Origin of the sequence: Acinetobacter psychrotolerans (assembly GCF_048552595.1) — a bacterium.
Taxonomy (GTDB): Bacteria; Pseudomonadota; Gammaproteobacteria; order Pseudomonadales; family Moraxellaceae; genus Acinetobacter.
Genome location: NZ_JBIMDK010000045.1, coordinates 1 through 1,087, shown reverse-complemented (window position 1 = coordinate 1,087; position 1,087 = coordinate 1). Strand labels below are relative to the sequence as shown.

The following is a 1,087-nucleotide window of genomic DNA, read 5'->3' as shown; positions in this document are numbered from 1 at the left end:
GGCGAATTCAAACATGAGGTGCGACAGTTTGAAAAGTCTTATGATAATCAACAAGCTGAGCAAATTTCTCTAATGGTGTAAGCCAATCTAACGCTTTTCTAGGACGAGTATTCAGTGACATGGCAACTTGATTTAAATAATGCTGATCTGCCTGATTTAAATCAATCCCTTTAGGTAAATATTGCCTAATTAAACCATTCATATTTTCGCATGTGCCTTTTTGCCAGGGTGAATGTGGGTCACAGAAATATACATCTATGCCTAAATCTTCTTCAAGTATTTTATGTTCTGCCATCTCGCGTCCACGGTCATAGGTCAACGTTTTACGCAGTTCTGCAGGTAAATATTTCAGAGCTTCAGTTAAAGCCTTGCGCACTGATTCTGCCTTTGCATCAGGTAATGTTGCCAAGATACAGAGCCGTGTATTTCGTTCAATAAGTGTTGCTATCGAACTTTTATTGTCTTTACCTTTAATTAAATCAGCTTCCCAATGACCCGGTATTTTTCTTTCTTGAACTTCGGCTGGGCGCTCATGAATAGTTTTAATATCCTGTAATATAGAATCTTTTTTAGGTTCACCGTTAGCTTTTCGCTTTTTATTTTCATGACGCAGACAGGATAATAAGTCTTTTTTCAACTCACCCTTTGGTAATGCGCGTATCGTTGAATAAATCGTTGTATGGCTTACATTCATTGTTTGATCCAAATCAGGAAATGTCTTTAAACGCTTTGCTATTTGCTGAGGAGACCATAAACAACGGATCGCTTCAACAATAAATTTCCAGAGGATTGAATCGATTTTGAGTTTTCTGTGACCACGTCTACGTCTAGCGAAGGTGTTATCAGAAGCATATCGAGCTTGATAAACGTCATTGATGCTATTTCTTTTAAGCTCACGATAGATCGTACTAGGATGTCTTTTAATGAGTTCAGCAAATTTTCTGGCTGAAAAGCCTTCTTTTCTTGACTCAAGCATTAATGCAGTACGATCTTCAAAGTTAAGATGATGGTATGACAATTTTATATACTCCATAAACCCTTTAAATTAATTAGGTGGTTTATGTCGCACTTCAAGTTTTACTCTGCC

The 1,087-nt window shown here is 37.3% G+C and carries 1 protein-coding gene; it reads right to left on the bottom strand.

Annotation, left to right across the window (positions count from 1 at the left end):
• Positions 1-7 precede the first annotated feature (7 nt).
• Positions 8-1,033 carry an IS30-like element ISAba125 family transposase gene (locus ACG94X_RS16780; protein ID WP_010326927.1) on the bottom strand — a complete coding sequence of 342 codons (1,026 nt, stop codon included), beginning with the start codon at positions 1,031-1,033 and terminating at the stop codon, positions 8-10.
• Positions 1,034-1,087: the final 54 nt, after the last annotated feature.